This window comes from Bradyrhizobium sp. SUTN9-2 (assembly GCF_003122645.1).
GTDB classification, from domain to species: domain Bacteria; phylum Pseudomonadota; class Alphaproteobacteria; order Rhizobiales; family Xanthobacteraceae; genus Bradyrhizobium; species Bradyrhizobium yuanmingense.
On sequence record NZ_LAXE01000001.1, the window covers coordinates 5,628,491 to 5,644,436 of the forward strand.

Annotated in this window: 14 protein-coding genes; 5 read left to right on the forward strand and 9 right to left on the reverse strand. The window is 65.3% G+C overall.

The features are described from left to right. From XF30_RS26130 to XF30_RS26150, 5 genes are all read left to right on the forward strand, one after another. Positions 1-1,524, forward strand: coding sequence for a sugar ABC transporter ATP-binding protein (locus tag XF30_RS26130; RefSeq protein WP_109144268.1), 1,524 nt, complete (start codon positions 1-3; stop codon positions 1,522-1,524). Next, positions 1,517-2,467, forward strand: coding sequence for an ABC transporter permease (locus XF30_RS26135; RefSeq protein ID WP_109144269.1), 951 nt, complete (start codon positions 1,517-1,519; stop codon positions 2,465-2,467). The genes XF30_RS26130 and XF30_RS26135 overlap by 8 nt, the downstream gene beginning before the upstream one ends. Then, a complete protein-coding gene (locus tag XF30_RS26140) occupies positions 2,464-3,441 on the forward strand; it encodes an ABC transporter permease (protein ID WP_109144270.1) in 978 nt (325 codons plus the stop codon). The genes XF30_RS26135 and XF30_RS26140 overlap by 4 nt, the downstream gene beginning before the upstream one ends. A gap of 41 nt (positions 3,442-3,482) precedes the next feature. Then, positions 3,483-4,457: a sugar ABC transporter substrate-binding protein gene (locus XF30_RS26145; RefSeq protein ID WP_036005202.1), complete on the forward strand. Its 975-nt coding sequence runs from the start codon at positions 3,483-3,485 to the stop codon at positions 4,455-4,457. A 76-nt stretch (positions 4,458-4,533) separates the two neighbouring features. Then, complete coding sequence (locus tag XF30_RS26150; protein WP_100230901.1) at positions 4,534-4,821, forward strand: YciI family protein; 288 nt, start codon at positions 4,534-4,536, stop codon at positions 4,819-4,821. 249 nt (positions 4,822-5,070) lie between these two features. Here XF30_RS26150 and XF30_RS26155 read toward each other — a convergent pair whose 3' ends face one another. From XF30_RS26155 to XF30_RS26195, 9 genes are all read right to left on the reverse strand, one after another. Then, the gene (locus tag XF30_RS26155; protein WP_036005207.1) at positions 5,071-6,063 is read right to left on the reverse strand and encodes an ABC transporter ATP-binding protein; all 993 of its coding nucleotides are present in this window, start codon (positions 6,061-6,063) and stop codon (positions 5,071-5,073) included. Continuing rightward, positions 6,060-7,049, reverse strand: a complete 990-nt coding sequence (locus XF30_RS26160; RefSeq protein ID WP_192893254.1) for an ABC transporter ATP-binding protein — start codon at positions 7,047-7,049, stop codon at positions 6,060-6,062. The genes XF30_RS26155 and XF30_RS26160 overlap by 4 nt, the downstream gene beginning before the upstream one ends. 31 nt (positions 7,050-7,080) lie before the next feature. Beyond that, positions 7,081-8,004: an ABC transporter permease gene (locus tag XF30_RS26165; protein ID WP_036034858.1), complete on the reverse strand. Its 924-nt coding sequence runs from the start codon at positions 8,002-8,004 to the stop codon at positions 7,081-7,083. After that, positions 8,001-8,942: an ABC transporter permease gene (locus XF30_RS26170; protein WP_036023577.1), complete on the reverse strand. Its 942-nt coding sequence runs from the start codon at positions 8,940-8,942 to the stop codon at positions 8,001-8,003. Before XF30_RS26170 ends, XF30_RS26165 begins: the two co-directional genes overlap by 4 nt. 17 nt (positions 8,943-8,959) lie before the next feature. Further along, positions 8,960-10,564 carry an ABC transporter substrate-binding protein gene (locus XF30_RS26175; protein ID WP_109145850.1) on the reverse strand — a complete coding sequence of 535 codons (1,605 nt, stop codon included), beginning with the start codon at positions 10,562-10,564 and terminating at the stop codon, positions 8,960-8,962. A 150-nt stretch (positions 10,565-10,714) separates the two neighbouring features. After that, a complete protein-coding gene (gene nikE / locus XF30_RS26180; protein ID WP_109144272.1) occupies positions 10,715-12,385 on the reverse strand; it encodes a nickel ABC transporter ATP-binding protein NikE in 1,671 nt (556 codons plus the stop codon). Continuing rightward, complete coding sequence (locus XF30_RS26185) at positions 12,382-13,230, reverse strand: ABC transporter permease (protein ID WP_036005271.1); 849 nt, start codon at positions 13,228-13,230, stop codon at positions 12,382-12,384. The genes nikE and XF30_RS26185 overlap by 4 nt, the downstream gene beginning before the upstream one ends. After that, positions 13,227-14,261, reverse strand: a complete 1,035-nt coding sequence (locus XF30_RS26190; RefSeq protein WP_036005288.1) for an ABC transporter permease — start codon at positions 14,259-14,261, stop codon at positions 13,227-13,229. The genes XF30_RS26185 and XF30_RS26190 overlap by 4 nt, the downstream gene beginning before the upstream one ends. A 28-nt stretch (positions 14,262-14,289) precedes the next feature. Then, positions 14,290-15,909, reverse strand: a complete 1,620-nt coding sequence (locus XF30_RS26195) for an ABC transporter substrate-binding protein (protein ID WP_036023574.1) — start codon at positions 15,907-15,909, stop codon at positions 14,290-14,292. Between the last annotated feature and the right edge of the window lie 37 nt (positions 15,910-15,946).

The following is a 15,946-nucleotide window of genomic DNA, read 5'->3' on the forward strand; positions in this document are numbered from 1 at the left end:
ATGAGCGACGCGCTCCCGATCGAGGTCACCTCGCCCACGCCGCTGCTGGAGCTGCGCGGCATCAGCAAGGAGTTTCCGGGCGTCAAGGCGCTCGACGACGTGTCCTTTGCCGTCTACCCCGGCGAAGTCCATATGCTGCTGGGCGAGAACGGCGCAGGCAAGTCGAGCCTGATGAAAGTGCTGTGCGGCGCCTATCGCGCCGACACCGGCGAGTTCTATTACAATGGCGAAAGAGTCGCGATCTCCTCGACCGCCGATGCGCAGAAGCTCGGCATCGCCGTGATCTTCCAGGAATTCTCGCTCGTCCCCTATCTCGACATTGCCCAGAACATCTTCCTCGGCCGCGAGCCAAAGGGCCGCATTCCCGGCACCATCGACCGCCGCAGGATATTGGCCGACGCAAAGCGCGTGCTCGACACGATCGGCTTCGACATCGATCCCGCCACCACCGTCGACAAGCTTGGCGTCGCCCAGCAGCAGATGGTCGAGATCGCCAAGGCGATCAGCCAGAATGCCCGCATCCTCGTCATGGACGAGCCCACCGCAGCCCTGTCCGATCGCGAGACCGAGCTCTTGTTCGCGCTGATCGCGCGGCTGAAGGCCGATGGCGTCGCCATCGTCTACATCTCCCACCGCATGGCCGAGGTGTTCGCGCTCGGCGATCGCATCACCGTGCTGCGCGACGGCCGCCGCATCGACGGTGTCCGGCCTGCCGACGTCACGCCGGACCAGCTGGTCCGCATGATGGTCGGCCGCAACGTCGACATGACCTATCCGCGGAATTTCGCCGACAAGCCCGGCGAGGTGCTGCTCGAGGTCAAGGGCCTCTCCGCGTCCACCGGCATCTCCGACATCAACATCGAGGTGCGCCGCGGCGAGATCGTTGGGCTGTGCGGGCTGGTCGGCTCCGGCCGCAGCGAGGTCGCCCGCGCCATCTTCGGCGCCGATCCCGTGACATCGGGGGAGATCATCTTCGACGGCAAGAGCATTTCCGGCGAGCCGGATCTCGCCGCCCGCCGCGGCATCGCGCTGATCCCTGAGAGCCGCAAGAGCGAAGGCCTCGCGCTGCTGCGATCCGTCAGCGACAATCTGGTGGTGTCGGCGCTGAAAAAGCTGTTTCCGAGCGGGCTGTTCGACCAACGCTCGGCACAGCGCACCGCCGACGGCCTGATCCGGCAGCTCCGCATCGCGACACCGAGCGCACGCCAGACCGTCGGACTGCTCTCGGGCGGCAACCAGCAGAAAGTCGTGATCGGCAAATGGCTGGCAGCCGGCTCGAAGCTCTTCATCTTCGACGAGCCGACGCGCGGCATCGATATCGGCGCCAAGTCGGAGATCTTCGCGCTGATCGACCGCCTCGTCGCGGACGGCGCCGCGGCCCTGATGATCTCGTCCGAGCAGGTCGAGATCTGCCATGTCTGCGACCGCGCCTATGTGATGCGCGAGGGGCGCATCGCGGGACATTTGTCACGCAACGAATTGACCGAGGAGAACATCGTGCGACTGGGGATGCATCATGCGTGAAGCCGCGATCGTCTCAGAGCCCAATCCGCTGCAGCGCATTCCCGGCGTTGCCATGGTGCTGGTGCTGCTGATCGTGCTGTTCAGCGTGATCGCGCCCGGCTTCCTGTCGGTCGCCAACCTCTCCAACGTGCTGGTGCAGTCGACCATCCTGACCATGCTCGCGCTGCCGATGACCCTGATCATCATGACGGAGGGGCTGGACCTGTCGATGGGCGCGGTGCTGACGCTGACCTCGCTCTGCGTCGCGATCGTGTCGCTTGCGACCAAGTCGATGCTGCTGGGCCTCGGCGCCGGCCTTCTGGTCGGCACCGCCTTCGGCCTCGCCAACGGCTGGCTGGTCGCGATTCTCGGCATACCGCCCTTCGTCGCGACGCTCGGCACGCTCGGCATGGCGCAGGGCCTGTCGCTGATCGTCAGCGACGGCCAGAGCGTGGTCGGCATTCCCCACAGCGTGCGCGACATCTACTCGGCGACGCTGCTCGGCATTCCCGTGCCGATCGTGATGGCGCTGGTGACATATGCGGCCTTTCACGGCCTGCTCTATCACACCCGCTTCGGCACCTACATCTTCGCCCTCGGCGGCAACCGCGAGGCGCTGCGCTATGCCGGGCTATCCCCCAACAGGCTGCTGATCGCGGTCTACGCGATCGGCGGCGCCATGGCCGGAATCGCAGGCCTGTTGATGACCGCACGCATGAACTCCGGCCATCCCACCGCCGGCCTCGGCCTGGAATTCGATGCCATCGCGGCCGTCGCCGTCGGCGGCACCTCGTTCGAGCGCGGGAATGGTTGGCTACTCGGTACGCTGCTCGGAGTCCTTTCCGTCGGCGTGTTGCGCAACGGGCTGAACCTGATCTCGCTCCCCTCCTCGGTGCAGGTCGCCAGCGTCGGCGTGCTCGTCATCGTTGCCCTGTTCCTCGACGGCCTCAGGAGCCGCACATGACCGACATCACCAAGGGCGCCATGGCGCCGCCCCGCTCCTTCCTGTCGCAGGACGCGGTCCAGCTATTCTATCGCCTGCTCGCGGCTTTCCTGATCTGCGCGGTGCTGGCCGTGCTCAGCGATTCCTTCCTGAGCCTCGGCAACATCCTCAACGTGCTGAGGCAGGCAAGCTTGACCTTCTTCATCGCCTCCGGCCTGACGCTGGTGGTGCTGACCGCAGGCCTCGATCTCTCCGTCGGCGCCAATGTCGCGCTGTCCGCCTGCCTCGCCGGTACCGTGATCCACACGACCGGTTCGCCTGCGCTCGGCATCCTCACCGGACTTGCCTGCGGCGGGCTCGTCGGCCTGATCAACGGCGTCATGGTCACGGCGCTCCGCATTCCCTCCTTCATCGCCACCTATGGCATGCTCTGGGTGCTGAACGGCCTCACCTATTGGTACATGGCGGGCGAGACCCTGCACGGCTTCCCGGCCGGCTTCCGCCAGATCGGCAGCGGCTATCTGTTCGGCCTGCCCATTCCGGTCTACCTGCTCCTGGTGTTCCTCGGCATCGGGACGTTCTTCGCGCAGCGCACGGTCTGGGGCCAGGAGATCTACGCGATCGGCGCCAATCCTGCCGCCGCACGACTATCAGGCATTCCCGTCGCGCGCCGCCTGCTGCTGGTCTACGCGGTCTCAGGCACCATGGCGGGACTTGCCTCGATCATCTTCCTGTCGCGGCTCAATTCGGCCGAGGCCGATATCGGCGAGAGCCTGACGCTGCCGGCGATCGCGGCCGTTCTGATCGGGGGCACCTCGCTGTTCGGTGGCGTCGGCACCGTGTTCGGCACCTTCATCGGCGCGCTGATACTGACCCTGGTGCTGAACGGCATGAACCTGCTCGCGGTCAGCGCCAATTGGCAGCCGCTCGTCACCGGCGTCATCGTCATTCTCGCGGTCTGGCTCGACATGAAGACCCGCCGCCGCGCGCAATGAGTTCCAGCAATCCAACAAGCAAAATGAGGGATGGAGGCAATATGAGAAAGACAATTGGCTATGTGGCGCTGCCGCTGCTGATGGCGACTGCGCTCACCACTGCGGCGCGTGCCGACGGCGAGACCATCGCCGTCTTCACCAAGAACCAGACCAATCCGTTCTTCCAGACGGTGCGGGTCGGCGCCGACAACATGGCGAAGGTGCTGAACGCGAAGACGCTGCAATACATCCCGACCAAGCCGGACTCGATTCCCGAGCAGCTCAGTCAGATCGAGGACGTCGTGGTGAAAAAGCCGAGCGCGATCGTGTTCACGCCGGTCGACTACAAGGCGATGGTGCCGGGCGTCGAGAAGATCAACGAAGCCAAGATCCCGGTCGTCAACATCACCGACCGTTCGGCCGGCGGCAAGTTCCTGTCCTTCGTCGGCGCCGACGATTACAGCCTTGGGCTGGAGACCGCGCGCTTCCTGCTGAAGACGCTCGGCGGCAAGGGCAACATCGTCATCATCGAAGGCGTCAAGGGCTCGCTAACCAATGTCGACCGCGTCCGCGGCTTCAACGACGCGCTGAAGGAAGCCCCCGGCGCCAAGCTTTTGGCTTCGCAGCCCGGCAATTATCAGCGGCTGCAGGCGCTCCAGGTCATGGAAAACCTGATGCAGTCGAATTCGCAGATCGACGGCGTGCTCGCCGCCAACGATGCCATGGCGGTCGGCGCGATCGAGGCGCTCGACGGTGCCAACCGCAAGGCGCAGGTGATCGGCATCAACGGCACCAAGGAGGCGATCGACGCGATCAAGTCCGGCAAACTGCTGGCGAGCGGCGACTACAACGGCTTTGCGCAAGGCTGCCTCGGCACCATGATGGCAATCCGCTCCCTTCGGGGCCAGCCTGTCATCAGCGAGATCGTGCTGAAGCCGACGGTGATCACCAAGGACAATTACGGGCCGTTCGACGTGCCGCTGGAGCAGCGGACCTGCCCCACCTTCGAGGACGCCGGCAAGCTCAGCGCGAAGTAGGCCATCCCCCCACATCAGGACCGGACGGCCGCAGCCCGCGGCCGTCCCAAGAATGAAGCCAAGAAACGGAGACAGCATGCTGTTCGCCATTCACGCCCTCGACCGCACCGGCGCGTTGCCGACGCGGCTCGCCAATTACGACGCCCACAAGGCTTTCCTCAGCGACACCTCGCGCTTCGGCGTCAAGATCGTGATGTCCGGTCCGCTCGTCTCCGACGACGGCCAGACCATGATCGGCAGCCTGTTCCTGATCGAGGCCCCCGGCCGCGCCGAGGTCGAAGCCTTCAACCGCGCCGATCCGTTTGCCGCGGCCGGCATCTGGGACAAGGTGACGATCACCGGCTTCCTGCGCCGGCAGGGTTGAGGGTCCGCCACGACAAAGTGCGAAAACAACCCCATGCACAGTAGAACGGGGCTTGTTTTCGCTTACGAATTTCCGATGCACCGCGCGACCTCGCATCCGAGGCCAATGCCGACCCGGATCGGCGGTGGATTTTGACTCGTCGGGCAAAACAGGGGCATAATGTAATCATCACCCGATGTCAGTTGCGCCCGCCATCCAGGCACCTGCCCAGCGTCGGCGCGGTGTGCGATGCGGACTGGCGTCAGGTCCCTAACCGCTGACTGCCGCCGCAGCCTCTTCCAGGTGACACGCCACCCACTGCTCGGGTCCCGTCGCGCGCAGCGTCGGCTCCTCGGTCCGGCAACGATCGAACACGAACGGGCAACGGGTGTGAAAGCGGCATCCCTTCGGCGGATTGATCGGGCTCGGCACGTCGCCCTTGAGGATGATGGGATTGCGCTGGGCTCCGGGCTCCGGCAGCGGCACGGCCGAAAGCAGCGCCTTGGTGTATGGATGCCTTGGCGCGGCAAAGATCTCGCGGCGCGGAGCCACCTCGACGATCTTGCCGAGATACATCACGGCGACGCGATGGGTCATGTGCTCGACGATGGCAAGATCGTGGCTGATGAAGAGCAGCGCGAGCCCGAACTCGCGCTGCAGATCCTGCAGTAGATTGACGATCTGCGCCTTGACCGAAACGTCCAGCGCGGAGACCGCCTCGTCGCAGACGATCAGCTCGGGCTCGGCAGCCAGCGCCCGCGCAATGCCGATGCGCTGACGCTGGCCGCCGGAGAATTCGTGCGGCCTGCGGTTCAGCGCCTCGCGCGGCAGGCGCACCGTGTCCATCAGTGATGTGACACGGACCTCGAGATCCTCTGCGGACTTGGCGAGGCCGAAATTGCGGATCGGCTCGGCGAGAATGTCGCGCACACGCATGCGCGGATTGAGGCTGGAGAACGGGTCCTGGAACACGACCTGCACGCGGCGGCGCATCTGGCGCATCGTGCCAGGTGCTGCGTCGTCGATCCTCTGGCCGTCGAGGATGACCTGGCCCGAGGTGATCTCGAACAGCCGCAGGATGGCGCGGCCGACCGTCGATTTTCCGCAGCCGGACTCCCCGACCAGCGACAGCGTCTCGCCGCGCGCGATCTCGAAGGAGACGCCGTCCACCGCGTAGACGAATTCGGACTTGCGGCCGAACAGGCCGCTCTTGACCGGAAAATGTTTCTTGAGGTCGTTGACCTGGAGCAGCGGAGGACTCATGCCGCGACGGCTCCCTTGGCGGCGTAATGGCAGGCGGCGACGTGGCGCGGGCCCTTCTCTTCAAGTCCGGGCGCATATTGCCGGCAGACGTCGGTCGCGAGCGCACAGCGGCCGGCGAAGACGCAGCCGATAATGGGCTTGCGGAGATCCGGCACTTGCCCCGGGATCTCGGCAAGGCGGGTCGCGGTGCCCGCGAGCGAGGAGCCGAGCTTCGGCACCGCGCCCAACAGGCCTTGCGTATAGGGATGACGCGGGGATCGGAACAGCTCGGCCACCGGCGCCTCCTCGACCTTGCGGCCGGCGTACATCACCATAACGCGCTCGGCGATCTCGGCGACGACGCCGAGATCGTGGGTGATCAGGATGATGGCGGCGCCCACCCGGCGCTTCAGGTCCAACATCAGCTTGAGGATCTGCGCCTGGATCGTCACGTCGAGCGCGGTCGTCGGCTCGTCCGCAATGAGAAGCTTGGGATTGCAGGCCAGCGCGACCGCGATCATCACGCGCTGGCGCATGCCGCCGGACAGCTGATGCGGATATTCGCCGACGCGCCGTTTCGGCTCGGGAATGCCGACCAGTGTCAGCATCTCGACCGCGTGCGCCTCCGCCGCCTGCTTGTCGAGGCCCTGATGGATCATCAAGGTCTCGCGGATCTGGCGGCCGACGGTGAGCACCGGGTTCAGGCTCGTCATCGGTTCCTGAAAGATCATCGAGATGTCGTTGCCGCGGATCGCGCGCATCTCGCGGTCGGACAATTTCAGCAGATCCCTGCCCGCGAAGCGGATGCTGCCTGCGATCCGGCCCGGCGGCTCCGGAATCAGCCGCATCAAGGACATCGATGTCACCGACTTGCCGCAACCGGACTCGCCGACGATGGCGAGCGTCTCACCCTCGTTGACATGGAAGGATACCCCGTCGACCGCGCGGTTGATGCCGCCGGGCGTGCGGAAATGGGTCTGGAGGTTCTCGACTTCGAGCAAAGCCATCGCAATCAGCCTCGATCCATCACAGACAACATCACAGGCTTTTGGCCATGCGCGGGTCCAGCGCATCGCGAAGACCGTCGCCGAGCAGATTCACGGCGAGCACGGTGACGGACAGGAACGCCGCCGGGAAGAACACGATGTAGGGCTTCACCTGCCAGAGCGCGCGGCCCTCGGCCATGATGTTGCCCCAGGACGGGATGGTCGGCGGCGTGCCGGCGCCGATGAAGGACAGGATCGCCTCCGTGATCATGGCGCTGGCGCAGATGTAAGTTGCCTGGACCAGCATCGGCGCAACCGTGTTGGGCAGGATGTGGCGCAGGATGATCATCGGCGTGCGCGTGCCGCAGGCCACGGCCGCGTCCACATAGGGCTGCTCGCGCAAGGACAGCACGACGCTGCGGACGAGGCGCGAGACGCGCGGAATCTCGGCGATGGTGATCGCCAGGATGACGTTGCCGACGCTGCCGCGCGTCAGGGCCATGAGCGCGATCGCCAGCAGGATCGGCGGAATCGACATCAGCCCGTCCATGAACCGCATCAGGATGCCGTCGGCCCAGCGGATGAAGCCGGAGACCATGCCGATGGCAAGGCCGATCGCCGAGGCGCAGATCGCGACCGACAGGCCGACCGTGAGCGAGACGCGCGCGCCGAACAGCACGCGCGAATAGATGTCGCGGCCGAGCACGTCGGTGCCGAACCAGAAATCGGCCGACGGCGCGCGGGTGCGCTTGGCGGGCGCAAGCGCGGTCGGATCGACCGTGCCGAGGTATGGCGCAAAGATCGCGATCAGCACCAGCATCAGCAGCAGCGCGCCTCCGATCGCGACCGTCGGGTGGCCGCGCAGGAGGCCGACGAAGCCGCGCCGTATCCTGACCGGCCGCAGGATCTCGGGCAGTTGCGGCGCAAGGACGAGGCCGGCCGGAAGCGAATGCGGATTAACGGTGGTGTCGGTCAATAGCGGATCCTCGGGTCAACGAGCGTGTAGACGACGTCGATCATCAGATTGACGAGGACGTAGACGAAGCTGAACAGCAGCACGATGCCCTGGATCACCGGATAGTCACGGCGCAGGATTGCATCGATGGTGAGGCGGCCGAGGCCGGGGATCGCGAACACGCTCTCGGTAACGACCGCCCCGCCGATCAGCAGCGCGATGCCGATCCCAATCACGGTGACGATCGGCACCGCCGCGTTCTTCAGCGCGTGAATGAACAGGATGCCGCCCTGCCCGAGGCCCTTGGCCTTGGCGGTGCGGATATAGTCCTGCTGCAGCACTTCGAGCATGGCTGCCCGCGTGATGCGGGCGACCAGCGCGATGTAGACGCAGCCGAGCGCGATCGCCGGCAGGATCAGGTTTTCCAGCCATGGCCAGAAACCCTGGGCCAGCGGCGTGTAGCCCTGCACCGGCAGCCATTCCAGCTCCAGCGCGAAGATGTAGGCGAGCATGTAGCCGACCACGAAGACGGGCAGCGAGAATCCGAACACGGCAAAGCCCATGATGACGCGATCGATCAGGCTGCCGGCCTTCCATGCCGCCACCACGCCGAGCGGCACTGCCACCACGATCGTCAGCAGCAGCGTGACGATCATCAGCGACAGCGTCGGTCCGAGACGCTGCCCGATCATCGCCGAGACCGGCAGGTTGGTGAAGATCGAGGTGCCGAGATCGCCGTGCAGGATGCGCCAGACCCAGCCTCCGAACTGGACCAGGAAGGGCCGGTCCAGCCCGAGGCTCTGGCGGATGCGCTCCACATCCTCCGGGCTTGCCTGATCACCCGCGATCACCACGGCCGGATCGCCGGGCGCGATGTAAAGCAGGCTGAACACGAACAGCGCGACGATGGCCATGACCGGCAAGGTCGCGACGATGCGACGGAGGATGTAGGAGAGCATCTGGCCTCAGCGCACGATCATGCGGACTTCGACACGCCCCAAAAGAACGGCAGCGGTCCCTTGGCAACGCCGGAGACGTTCTTGCGCCAGGCGGTGTAGCTCAGGAAGAAACCCGTGGGCGCGTAGACGACGTCATCGATCGCCGCCTTGTTGAGGCGGCCCATGGCGGCCTTCTCTTCGTCGACGTTCTTGGCCTCGAACCACGAGGCGACCTCCTTTTCGGTGGCCGCGCTGGTGGGCCAGCCGAACCAGGCCTTGTCGCCGTTGGCACGGATGGCGGTGTAGGGAGCCGGATTGACGCAATCCGCGCCGGCGTGCCAGGTGTGGAACATGTTCCAGCCGCCCTGTCCCGGAGGCGTCTTCTGCGCGCGGCGGGAGCCGACCGTGCCCCAATCGGTTGCGACGAAGTCGACATTCATGCCGAGCTTCTTGAGAAGGTCGGCGGTGACGTCGCCCATTGCCTTGGTGATCGGCTGGTCCTGCGCGACGAGGCAGGTCACCGGCTGGCCGGAATAGCCGCTCTCCGCGAGCAGCTTCTTGGCGGCGTCCAGATCGCGCTTGCCCTTCAGGATCTCGCCGCCCACTTCGGTGTAGAGCGGCGTATCCGGCGTGAAGAAGCCGGGCAGCGGCTTCCACAGCGAATTGTCGTCGCCGACGATCGCGCGCATGTAGTCTTCCTGGCTGAGCGCCATCAGCACCGCACGCCGCGCCTTGACGTCGTTGAACGGCGGATACAGGAAGTTCATGCGGAACGAGCCGATATTGCCGAGGGGATCGCCGATATCGACGCTGATATTCTTGTTCTTCTTCAGAACCGGAACGAGATCCGCGATCGGGTTCTCCCACCAGTCGATCTCACCGTTCTGCAGCGCGGCCGCCGCGGTTGCCGGATCCGGCATGATCACCCACTCGACGCGGTCGACCATCACCTGCTTGCCGCCAGCAAGCCAGGACGCCTTCTCCTGCCGCGGTGAATAGTCGGCGAATTTCTCGAACACGGCCTTCGCACCGGGGACCCACTCGCTCTTGGCGAACTTCAGCGGACCGGAGCCGATATATTCGGAAATCTGCTTGAACGGATCGGTCTGCGCGATGCGCTCCGGCATGATGAAGCTGCAAGGCGAATTGTTCTTGCCGAGCGCGTAGAGCAATTTCGGGAAGGGCTGCTTCAGCACCCATTTGAAGGTGCGGTCGTCGACGGCCGTGAGCTCCTGCTGGAGCGCCTTGATCATCAGGCCCATCGGATCGCGCGCCGACCAGCGCGTCAGGCTTGCCACGACGTCCTTGCTGAGCACCGGCTCGCCATCGTGGAATTTGAGGCCGGGCCGCAGCTTGAACGTCCAGGTGGTGCCGTCGTCGGTCACTTCCTCGGACTCGACCATCTGCCGCTGCGGCCGGAACGAGGAATCGATGCCGTAGAGCGTGTCCCAGACCATCGCGGCGGCATTGCGCACGACATATTGCGTGCCCCAGATCGGGTCGAAATTGGCGAGATTGGCCTGGGGCACGAATCGCAGGGTGCGCGCCGCCGCACCCTGGGCGATCGCCGGGGCCGACAGGCCACCCGTCAACGCCAGACTGCCCGCGCCAGCCAGTCCCTTCAATACCGTCCTGCGATCCATGAAGTCCTCCCAGAGATGCCGTGATGCCAGCTGTTCATTGGCAAAGGGCAAGTGAAACCGAACCCATTTGCAAGCAAATGGTATGCCACTAAATGCGGCTTCGCCAGCGGGATCTCGCCATTTGGCGGCCCAGGAATACGAGTTCGGGGTTCACAGAGCGGCCGCCAGCGTCGGCCCGGTCTCGATATGCGGGATCGCCTCGACCAGTTTGCGCGTGTAGTCGGTCTTTGGATTGTCAAACAGCGCTCGGCTCTCGCCCTGCTCCACGATGCCGCCGTTGCGCAGCACGATGGTGCGGTCGCACAGCATGCGCACGACGTTGAGATCGTGGCTGACGAACAGCAGCGCAATGTCGTTCTCGCGCCTGAGGCGATCGAGCAGTTGCAGCACAACCGCCTGCACCGAGACGTCGAGTGCGGCGGTCGGCTCGTCCAGCACCAGCAGCCGCGGCCGGCAGGCGATGGCGCGGGCAATGCCGACGCGGGCCTTCTGCCCGCCGGAGAGCTGATGCGGAAACCGCGGCAACAGATCGAGCGGCAGCCCGACTCGCTCGGCGCATTCTACCACCCGTTTGCGCAAGCCTTCGCCCGCGCGCATGCCGTCGAGCCGCATCAAGGGATGGGCAATGCAATCGAACGCCGTGAAGCGCGGGTTGAGGCTTTCGTTCGGGTCCTGAAAGACCATCTGGATGTCTTTGCGCAACGGCGAGCGGTGGAAATCGCGCGCCGCCACGTGCCCGATCGACTGCCCGTCGAACACGATGTCGCCCTCGCTCGGATCGATCAGGCGGCAGATCATGCGCGAGGTCGTGCTCTTGCCCGAGCCGGACTCGCCAACCAGCCCGACACTCTCGCCGCCCGCCATCGTCATCGAGAAGTCGGCAACCGCAGCAGAGCCCTGATCGGAACGCTTGGCGAGCTTGCGCACTTCCAGGAGCGGCGGCGTGCCGTGCGCTCGCTCCTGCCTGGGCCTGGTGACGACGTTGGCGTAACGCTCTCTGTCCTCCTCCGTCACGAGATCTTCGATCCGTGACGTCGCCGTCGGCGACGCCGCAACCAGGCGCCTCGTATAGGCGTGCTGCGGCGCGCTGAAGAGAATGCCGGGGCTCGCCTCCTCGACGATGCGGCCGCGCTCCATCACGGCGATCCGGCGGCAATAGCGCGCCGCAAGGCCGAGGTCGTGCGTGATCAGGATGGTGGCCATGCCTCGCGCGGCGGCAATGTCTGCCAGCAGATCCATCACCACCTTCTGCGTGGTGACGTCGAGGCCAGTGGTCGGCTCGTCCGCGATGAGCAGCGCAGGATTGCAGGAGATCGCGATCGCGATCATGACGCGCTGGCACATGCCGCCGGAGAGCTCGTGCGGATAGGCGTTCATCCGCGCCTCGGGATCGCGAATCTGAACGGCGCGCAGCAGGTCCAGCGCCTCGGCACGCGCGGCCTCTTTCGAGATACGCTTGTGGGTGAGGATCGCGTCCGCAATCTGCAGGCCGATCGCGCGGATCGGATTGAGCGCCGCCCGCGGGTTCTGGAAGATCATCGACATCGCCGCGCCCTGCAGCTGTCGCAGATCATCGCCGCGGAGCTTGGTGACGTCCTGCCCACGGAACAGAATCTTGCCGCCGGTGACGCGGCCGGCTGCATCGAGCAGCCGCGTCGTCGCAAAGCCGGTGACCGACTTGCCCGAGCCGCTCTCGCCGACGAGGCCGAGCATCTCGCCGGCCTTCACCGTGAGCGTGACGCCGCGCACGGCCTCGACCATGCCCCGCCGCGTCGAGAACGCGACGTGGAGGTCGTCGATCCTGAGCAGGTCCTCGCTCATGTGCGCATCCGCGGATCGAGAATGTCCCGCATCCCGTCGCCGAGGAGGTTGAAGCACAGCACCGCCAGCATCAGCGCAAGGCCGGGAAAGGCCACCAGCCACCAGCGTCCGGTCGAGATGAAGCGCGCCCCTTCCGCGACCATGATGCCCCATTCCGGCGTCGGCGGCTTGACGCCGAGACCGATGAACGACAGGCCGGCGGCATTGAGAATGGCCCAGCCGAGATTGAGCGAGATCTGCACAGCCATTGCGGGCAGGATGTTCGGCAGCAGGAAGCGCAGCACCACCGAGAAATGGCTCTCGCCGCAGGCGCGCGCGGCCTCGACCCAGCCGACATTGCGGCGGACGTTGACCTCGGCCCGTGCGAAGCGGATGTAGAACGGAAGATTGATGATCGCGGTCGCGATCACGATGTTCTCGATCCGGTTGCCGAGCGCGGCGACCATCGCCATCGCCAGCACGAACAGCGGAAAGGCCATCATCACGTCGACGAAGCGGCCGACGGCGCGATCGAGCCGTCCGCCGGCATAGCCGCAGAACGCGCCGACGACGGCCCCGATCACGAACGAGATTCCGACCGCGGAGACTGCGATGGCAAGGTCGAGCCGTGCAGCGATGATGAGACGGCTGAACACGTCGCGGCCGAGCTGGTCCGTGCCGGCAATGTGCGCCGCACTCGGCGGCAGCAGCGCCTCCGACACGTTCGAGGCCACGGGGTCGTAAGGCACGATCCACGGTCCGAAGATCGCGACCAGGACGAACAGCGTCACCCCGGCCGCGGCCACCGCCGTGAGCGGATTGCCGCGCAGGATCCAGACCGAATGGCGAAGTGTGGCGCTGGTCATTCGATCGACACCCTGGGATCGGCGATGCCGTAGCAGATGTCCACGACGAGATTGACCAGCACGAACAGGCTGGCCATCAGCAGCACGAAACCCTGCACCGGCGCATAGTCGGAGGACAGCAACGCGTCGAGCGCATAAGAGGCCACGCCCGGCCAGGAGAACACTTTCTCCACCAGCACGTTGGCGCCCAGCATGGTCGAGAACACGATGCCGGCGATGGTGATGACGGGCAGGATCGCATTGCGGAGCGCATAGGTGACGACCACCTTGCGCCAGGACAATCCGACCGAGCGCGCAGTGCGCACGAAATCGCTGCCGAGCGAGACCAGCATCGAGGCCCGCGTGATCCGCGCCAGCGGCGCGATCACGAACAGCGCCATGCTCACCGCCGGCAGGATCAACTGCCTGCAGGCCGCCCACCAGCCCTCGACGTCGCCGGCGAGCAGGAAATCGATCGAGAGGAAGCCGGTGCGCTGCGGCGGCAGCGAGGTGAAGACGTCGATGCGCCCGGTCGGATCAGGGGCCAGCCCGAACAGATAATAGAAGACGTAGATCAAGAGCAGACCCGAGACGAAGGTCGGCACGCAGACGCCGAGTGCGCAGAACAGCCGAACGCCGTGATCGATGATCGATCCCGGCCGCAGCGCCGCCAGCACCCCAAGCGGCACGGCCGCGATGAGCGCGATCAGCAGTGCGGTGAAGGTGAGCTCCAGCGAAGCCGGCAATCGCTCGCGCAGGTCCTTCAGCACCGGCTGTCCCGTCATCATCGAGCGGCCGAGATTGCCGTGGCCGATGTCGGAGAGATAGAACACGAGCTGCTCCGGCACGGATTTGTCGAGCCCCATCTGCTTGCGGATCTGCTCGATCTCCTCCTTGCCGGCATTGGGCCCCGAGGCGAAGAACACCGCGGGGTCGCCGGGCAGGACGCGCATCAACAGGAAGGTGAAGACCAGCACACCGAACAGTGCCGGCAGCGACGATAAGAGCCGCCTGCCCGCCCGCACCATCGTTGCACCAAGACCGGTCGTCACCATTCAGCGTCCCTGCTCGCCGCGGATGTCACTTGCGGCTGACATCGCGATAATCCACCTGGCGGTGGAACTCATAGGTGTAGCCTTCGATCGACGGCGCCATCACCGCGTCCTGATTGGGCTGCCACAGCATGATCTGCGGCATCAGGTCGACATGCATCGCGTTGAGCTTGCGGCCGGCTTCCTCGTACTTGGCCTTATCCGGCTCGAAGCGGGCCTCCTGCGCAATCGCGGCAAGGTCCGGATTGTTGATCGAAGAGTAATTCCAGCGCTGAGTGCCGGTGTAGAAGTTGCGGTAGAAATAGTCGGTCGACGGCAGCCAGGCGACGATGCCTTCGGTGAAGAACGGCAGCTTCTTCTCGTTGATCTGCGTCGACATCTGCGCGTCCGGCAGTTTCTGGATGTCGACCTTGATGCCGATCTTGCCAAGAGACTCCTTGACGAGGGCGGCCATCGGCTCGGCCGTCGAGGCCTGGCCGACATTGAAGCTGAAGGTGGTCGAGAAGCCTTCGGGCAGACCTGCAGCCTTGAGGTATTCCCTGGCCTTGTCGAGATCCATCTTCACCGGCTGCTGGAACGGATAGATGCCGTTCGCCGGCTTGCCGTCCGGCCAGGTCGCGCCGAACAGCGGCGCGCCGCGGCCGAACAGGGCCGCCTTGAACATGTCCTCATAGGGCAGCGCGGAAGCGATGGCGCGGCGGACATTGACGTTGTCGAAGGGCGGGATCTGGTTGTTCATCGAGACGTAGGTGACCGCATTGTATTGCGGCGTCGAGATTACCTTGAGCTTGCCCTTGGCCTCCAGCGACTGCACGTCGCTGGCCTGCAGGTCGAGCACGAGATCGGCATCGCCGCGCTCGACGAGGTTGGCGCGGGTCGCCGGCTCCGGCACCGATTGCACGATGACGCGCTTGAAGTACGCCGGCTTGCCCGGCGATCCGCGGTTCCAGGCCTCGTTGCGCTTGATGATCACCTGCTCGCCCGGCTTGAAGCTCTCGACCGCATAGGCGCCGCTGCCGGCGGTGTGCTCCTTCAGCCAGGCCGTGGCCCAGGGATCGTCAGCCGTCGCGTGCTCTTTTGCCACTTTCGAGTTGATGATCATCGGATAGACGGTGGCAAGATTAGGCAGCGCAAGCTTGTCGGGTTTTGGCAGCGTCACCTCGATGGTGAGGGGATCGATCACCTTGAACTGATCGGCCGAGGTCAGCGAGCCCGTGAGCAACTGCGCCTTGCCGAGGATCGGCGCCGTGACGCAGCGGTCGAGCGACCACTTGACATCCTCGGCCGTAACAGGCGAGCCGTCCTGGAACTTTGCATCCTTGCGCAGGCGGAAGGTGATCTTCAGGCCGTCGGGACTGACGTCATAGGATTCGGCGAGCTCGCCGGTGATCGTGTCGAGGTCGAACACCCATTTGCCGTTGAGCTGCTTGCGGCCGAATGCCACCAGCCGGTCATAGGTGCTCATGCTCAACGCGAAGGATTCGCGGGTCGAGCCGGGGATGTTGGGATCGAGCGTGTTGACGGAGGCGCCGGTGACGTAGCGCAAGGTCTCTGCCCTGGTTTGCGCTTGCGACGGCGCAGTGGCGATGAGCAGCAGCGCAGTGGTAGCGAGAACTGAGGTCGCCAGTCTGAAAGACACAAAACGCATTGGTTTTTCCCTGAATTTCGAACGAGAACGCCAGCAA